The sequence below is a fragment of the Tepidicella baoligensis genome (genome assembly GCF_013432195.1).
GTDB lineage: Bacteria > Pseudomonadota > Gammaproteobacteria > Burkholderiales > Burkholderiaceae_C > Tepidicella > Tepidicella baoligensis.
In genome coordinates, this window is the sequence record NZ_JACCDB010000027.1 from 1 (window position 1) to 6,171 (window position 6,171).

General features: G+C 50.6%; 6 protein-coding genes. 5 read left to right on the forward strand and 1 reads right to left on the reverse strand.

What is annotated here, in order from left to right; genetic code table 11:
* Positions 1-288: 288 nt before the first annotated feature.
* Entirely contained in the window at positions 289-1,086 is a 798-nt protein-coding gene (locus tag HZS63_RS13660; RefSeq protein WP_246316397.1) for an IclR family transcriptional regulator, read from the reverse strand.
* Positions 1,087-1,231: 145 nt separating this feature from the next.
* Between HZS63_RS13660 and HZS63_RS13665 the strand changes: the two genes are divergently transcribed.
* The 5 genes from HZS63_RS13665 (at position 1,232) to HZS63_RS13685 (ending at position 6,000) form a co-directional block, all read left to right on the forward strand.
* Positions 1,232-2,506, forward strand: coding sequence for an aromatic ring-hydroxylating dioxygenase subunit alpha (locus HZS63_RS13665; RefSeq protein ID WP_180684542.1), 1,275 nt, complete (start codon positions 1,232-1,234; stop codon positions 2,504-2,506).
* 42 nt (positions 2,507-2,548) lie between these two features.
* Complete coding sequence (locus HZS63_RS13670) at positions 2,549-3,529, forward strand: Bug family tripartite tricarboxylate transporter substrate binding protein (RefSeq protein WP_180684543.1); 981 nt, start codon at positions 2,549-2,551, stop codon at positions 3,527-3,529.
* 32 nt (positions 3,530-3,561) lie between these two features.
* The gene (locus HZS63_RS13675) at positions 3,562-4,344 is read left to right on the forward strand and encodes an SDR family NAD(P)-dependent oxidoreductase (RefSeq protein ID WP_180684547.1); all 783 of its coding nucleotides are present in this window, start codon (positions 3,562-3,564) and stop codon (positions 4,342-4,344) included.
* Positions 4,345-4,413: 69 nt separating this feature from the next.
* On the forward strand, positions 4,414-5,379 hold the full coding sequence (locus HZS63_RS13680) for a PDR/VanB family oxidoreductase (RefSeq protein WP_180684544.1): 966 nt from the start codon (positions 4,414-4,416) through the stop codon (positions 5,377-5,379).
* A 282-nt stretch (positions 5,380-5,661) separates the two neighbouring features.
* Positions 5,662-6,000 carry a P-II family nitrogen regulator gene (locus HZS63_RS13685; RefSeq protein ID WP_180684545.1) on the forward strand — a complete coding sequence of 113 codons (339 nt, stop codon included), beginning with the start codon at positions 5,662-5,664 and terminating at the stop codon, positions 5,998-6,000.
* The last annotated feature ends 171 nt before the right edge of the window (positions 6,001-6,171 follow it).

The window sequence follows — 6,171 nt, forward strand, 5'->3', positions numbered from 1 at the left end:
AAATGTTTCTCAGCCTCTGAGTATAGGGGTGTGCGCCCCCGGTGCACTCGCTGTCTGACGCGGTTGTAGCAGATCGATGAGCATCCTGGACGCGCTCAGCCGTAAGGTCGTCGGCTGGGAGATTCACGACGCAGATGACACAGGCCTCGCTGTTGAACCTGTTCAAGCGTACTGCACAGAAGTCCAGGCACGGTAATTCCCCCCGACAAAGCAGCCGAGAGATTTGTCAGGGTCATGCCCTCACAGGCGCCGACGTGGTGGCCAGATCAATACTTTGGACTCGCATTCTCATCTCGAGGGCAAGCTCATAGCACCCAGCGCCTTGGATAAGGCTTCAGACTCCTTTTTTAGCAATGAGGCTATGTTTTCGACTTGGGCTTGCTTTACTCGAGCGCTGGGACCAAAAACAGTTAAAGATCCGACCACAATGTTGTTTGCAGCAAAAAAGGGGGCGGCAATAGCAACGGCACCCTCAATCAGCTCGTCTCTGCTGACGGCGTAACCATCTTTCTTAACGAGTTCCAATTGCGCTCTGTAGTGAGCTTGTTCTTCAGGGGTCCTGTCCTTCTTGGAGTGGTACTCGGCATCTTCAGCAAAGGCTAGTATCGCACGACCACTTGCACCAATGCTGACATGTACGCTGTGTCCAACACCGCGCTTGAAGCTCAGAGGTTGAGCGCTGGGCAGCTCCGCTGCACAAACTCGGACATCACCTTGCCGAAGATAGAGGGCCACAGTTTCACCAGTCTCTGACCAGAGGTTGTGGATCATCGGCTGGGCAACTCTTGCGATGTCAAGTGTCGACGTCCAAACATAGGACAAGTGACCCACCGATGGTCCTAAGGAGAACCGTTGTGGGTCTCCTGAGGAAACGACAAAACCTTTGTTTTCGAGTGTCCTGAGAAGACGGTACAGCGTAGGCCTGCGCAGGTCAACTCTTCGCAGCAACTCCCCCGCAGTCATCTCATGGTTGAGGGCGGTAAAGGCCAAAAGTATGTCTAGAGCCCTATCAACAGCCCTTACACCGTCTACTGGTCTTTCGAAGTTGGGAATGCCGCTGCTCATCTGATCACCTGTCTCGCGCATGTGTTTTTTGCATAACTTGAACCTGTATTCTGTCCTATTTTGTCTCGTCAGTCGGACAAAAAATCAGGATCTTGACGTAAGTCAAAAAGATCGTACAATGGACACTTGTATCAACCAATGGACTTCATGAAAGCGGAGAACAAGCATGAACAAAGAAATGTCAGAAATACTTACCCGTACTGGTGCCGGTACCCCAATGGGCAATCTGATGCGCCGATACTGGGTTCCTCTTCTGAAATCTGACGAGATTGCCGAGCCTGATGGCCCACAGGTACGGATTCAGGTGCTGGGTGAGAAGCTTCTGGCTTTCCGCGACACCGAGGGAAAGGTCGGGGTGATTGATGAGTTTTGCTCGCACCGTGGCGCATCCCTCTACTTCGGGCGCAATGAGGAAGGCGGCATACGGTGTGCTTACCATGGTGTGAAATTTGACCGTGATGGGAAATGCGTTGATGTGCCATCCGCACCTCAGGCCTGCGCGCGTATGCACATCAAGGCATATCCGACCGTTGAGCGGGGAGGCATAGTTTGGGCCTACATGGGCCCTAAAGACAAACAGCCTGAACCGCCTGAATTGGAGTGGTGTTTGCTGCCGCCAGAGCACGTTTACGTATCAAAGAGAATCCAGTTCTCGAACTATCTGCAGGCCATGGAGGGCGGCATCGACACCAGTCATGTTTCGTTCGTCCACAGCCATGAGGTCGACATCGATCCGATGCATCAGGGCACCAAAGCTCTCGACTACATCAAGGCCGATGGTAACGTGGTGTTCAACATTGAAAAAACCCCTTTTGGTCTGACGCTGTTTGGCCGTAGAAACGGAGAGCCTGATTCATATTACTGGAGAATTACCCAGTGGCTCTTCCCATGGTTCACGCTGATCCCACCATTTGGCGAGCATGCGCTCGGTGGTCATGTATGGGTACCCATCGATGACCATAGTTGTTGGGCTTGGAGTATCAATTTTCGCCCAGAGAGGCCCCTGAGCCAGGAAGAACTTGATGCGATGAAAGCTGGGAAGGGCATTCATGTAGAGTATGAGGAACCTGGCAGCTTTATTCCTAAGGCGAATTATAAAAACGATTACCTTATGGATCGGGTTGCACAGAAAGAAAAACGTTCCTATAGCGGTGTTTTTGGTTTTGCCGCTCAAGATTATTCCTTGCAGGAAAGCATGGGGACGATTCAAGATCATGAAAAAGAAAACTTACTCCCTACAGACAAGGCTATCGTTATGGCTCGGCGTATGTTGCACGAGGCCGCTATAGGTCTTGCAGAGGGAATGGAGCCTCCAGCGCTGGATGCCAAAGCACAGCGCGTGCGAGCTGCCGGTGTTTTACTTCCAAAGGAAGTAGATCCTGTTGCATGGGCTAGTAAAGAGTTGGCTGACAGTCTTTCCAAGCCTGTGCACAGCCTCTAATTCAAATATTCAATCAGTTTATTTCAAATCGAAGGAGACAAAATGATTTCTTTGCGGCATAAAGCATTGGTTGGGACTGTAATTGCAGGGATCTGCCTAGCGAGTCCTTGGGCGCTTGCTCAAAACTGGAAACCCACGCAACCTGTCACTATTATTGTTCCGATTGCGGGTACCACGAATGACACAGTTGCCCGTTTGGTAGCGCCCAAGCTGGCCGAAAAATTCGGGCAGCCCTTTGTGGTGGACAACAAGCCTGGAGCAGGAGGCAACCTTGGTGCAAGTTTGGCTGCTCGTGCAGCACCAGACGGGCACACCTTACTCGTTGGCTACAACGGACCATTGGCTATTAACCCGAGCCTGTTCACTAATATGCCATTTGATCCGCAAAAGGATCTCGCTCCTATTACCTTGGCAGTGAAAGCGCCACAGTATTTGGTAACCACTCCAGGCACTGGTATCACAAATGTCAAAGACTTCATCGCACAAGCCAAGGCAGCGCCACAGAAGTTCTCTTATGGCTCTGTAGCTGTAGGCAGCGCTTCCCATCTGACCATGGAAATGTTCAAGAGTGCAGCTGGGATCAATGTCACTCACATCCCTTACCGAGGTGCGCCACCAGCAATCGCTGATTTGTTGGCGGGAACCATACATGTCGGATTCTTTGTGCCAGGCAACGTTCAGCAACTCGCGCAGCAAGGCCGTATCAAGCTGTTGGCATCTTCGGGGAAAAAGCGTTTTGCAAGTACCCCTGATGTTCCTACCTTAGCAGAGCTGGGGTTTGAGAATTTCGAAGCTACTTCATGGATTGGTTTTCTGACAGCCTCAAATACACCAAAACACATCATACAAGCATACAACACCGCCATTGTAGAAATTCTTAAAATGCCAGATGTAAAGGATAAGCTTGAAAGTATGGAGTTCGAAATTGTTGGTAGTAGCCCTGATGAGTTTGCTTCGTGGATAGATACAGAAATAAAGCGTTGGGGAGCTGTTATCAAAGAAACCGGAACAAAGTTGGAATGATGAGTTTAAATCAATTCAAGAGTACCTCCTTGATGGGGCCAGCCAGGCGTGTTGCAGGCCGTGTTGGCCTTATCACTGGAGGAGGAGCTGGCATAGGGGCTGCAACTGCACATTTGTTCTGCTCAGAAGGGGCATCCGTTTGCATAGTTGATACAGATGCATCGGCCGTAGATCGAACTCTTAATGCTATTCGCTCCACTATACACGGCAGTCTTGTTATGGGGTTGGTGGCAGATGTGCGTGATTCGGACGAAGCTGTCAAAACTGTCAATCAGGTAATAGAAAAGTTTGGTCGGCTCGATATTTTGGTTAACAATGCGGCCATGCGTAACTATAGCGCTGCTGATTCTGCTACCCCTGAAGAGTGGCAAAACATGGTGGCGGTAAATTTAGTTGGTATGTCCAACTATTGCAAGGCTGCTTTGCCCGCTCTTCGTGCGTCAGGTCAAGGAAGTATTGTAAACGTATCCTCTTGCTACGCAGTTACCGGGCGAAAAGGCATGGCGCTTTATGATGCTACCAAAGCAGCTCAGTTGGCATATACGAGAACGCTTGCGTTTGAAGAGGCGGAACATGGTGTTCGTGCAAATGCAATTTGTCCAGGCTCTACTTTAACAGACTTTCATTTAGGAAGAGCTCGTCAAAGTGGCAAAGACGAAAAGGAGTTGCTTGCGGAACGCAAGAATACCTCATTGATAGGTCGCTGGGCCTCCCCGATAGAAATTGCATATCCCATTCTTTGGATGGCTTCATCAGAAGCATCTTATATTACGGGTACAACTCTCCTGGTGGATGGTGGTCTTCATATCATGTGATTTTGTATCCTCTTTGATCGTCCTTCTTTTATAGTCGTTGCATAGCGCTGGTAGCTATTCCTAAATAAAATGTCCACTGAAAAACTTCAAGCTATAGTGCGTGGTCTGCGCAGAGAGGCCTCCCATGTTTTGAGTGTAGAGTTGTGCCCAGTCAATTTCGAAGATCACTTCCCTTCGTTTGAGCCGGGATCACACATTGACTTAATCCTTGAGGAGGGGCTTGTTCGCAGCTATTCCTTATGCAATGATTCAGCAGAAAATGACAGATATGTGCTGGGGGTACTTAAAGAAAAGAATAGTCGTGGCGGCTCTGCATTTATTCATGAGCGATTGAGGGTGGGTCAGGAGTTGACTATTTCAGTGCCTCGAAATAACTTTCCACTTGTTGTCGGGGAACATGAATCGGTATTCGTGGCAGGCGGAATAGGTGTGACTCCAATCTTGTCCATGTTGCGCAGTTTGTCACGACAAAAGAAACCAGCAACTTTATATTACTGCGCCCGCAGTAAACCTGAGGCTGCATTCCTTGATGACATTTCTCAACTTGCCTCTAGTACTCTGAAAGTGAATTATCATTTTGATGATGAGCAAGGGTGTGCGCCATCTTTGAAGAAATTGATGTCCGGCCACTCGAAAGACAGCCATTTCTACTGCTGTGGTCCCCTGCCCATGCTAGATGCATTTGAGGCGGCGTGCAGTGAGCTCGGGTTACTTAATTTACATATCGAACGTTTTAGTGCACCGGTGACCAGAGGAGAATTGGCTGCCAGTGAGTTTGTTGTGGAGCTAAGAAAAAGTGGACTAATGGTCAATGTCCGTAAGGATCAATCGATTCTGGATGCAGTGATCGATGCTGGTTGTATGCCTGATCATAGTTGCCGAGAGGGGCTTTGCGGTGCATGTGAGACAAGAATCATAGAGGGTGAAGCTGATCATCGAGATAGTATTCTCACTTCGAAAGAACAGGCAGAGAACAAATCCATGATGATCTGTGTGTCCCGTAGCAAGTCACAGATGCTGGTTCTGGATCTATGATGTGTCCGCCGCTAAGTCCGCGAGGCGTCGTGACTGACCTTGACCCTTGTGAGAGCAAATACCTTGATGAGTGATTCAATACAGATAAGAAGAACGGGGATAATGAAGAAGGTGAGGTCGCCGCTAGATGCTGGAGTTCAAGCAGGGGGCGGCGGTGCGGTAGGTACTGTCTGGGCAGAGCAGGGCCGCCCCCCTTGGGCGTGGAGTACCAGTACGCAATTACTTGCCATCACGTGACATGTTAAAGTTCAAAGGAGTCATTTCTCACCTGGAGTTCACCGCATGAAGCAGATTACCGCCGTCATCAAGCCGTTCAAGCTCGAAGAGGTCCGTGAGGCCCTGGCCGAGCAGGGGGTGACGGGCCTGACGGTGACCGAAGTCAAGGGTTTCGGGCGCCAAAAGGGCCATACCGAGCTCTACCGCGGGGCCGAGTACGTGGTGGATTTCCTGCCCAAGGTGCGTATCGAGGTCGTGGTGAAGTCCGATGATGTGGAGCGCTGTGTCGATGCCATCATCCGGGCGGCGCGCACCGGCAAGATTGGTGACGGCAAGATTTTCGTCACCCCTGTCGAGCGCGTGGTGCGCATCCGCACCGGCGAAGAGGACGAAACCGCGATCTGAGCACGGCCGCGTCGGGCTCAGAGGCTGAGAAACATTTGACTTCTTGGTGCAGCTACGCTACGTGCTGTGTGCGTGCCGATGCGGGTGCAGCCAAACGAGTGGCTGGGGTTCGAAGTGCTCTGTGGGGCGTTTGTGGGCCTTTCCAGGCATGAATCGGGGCCATTTCTCACT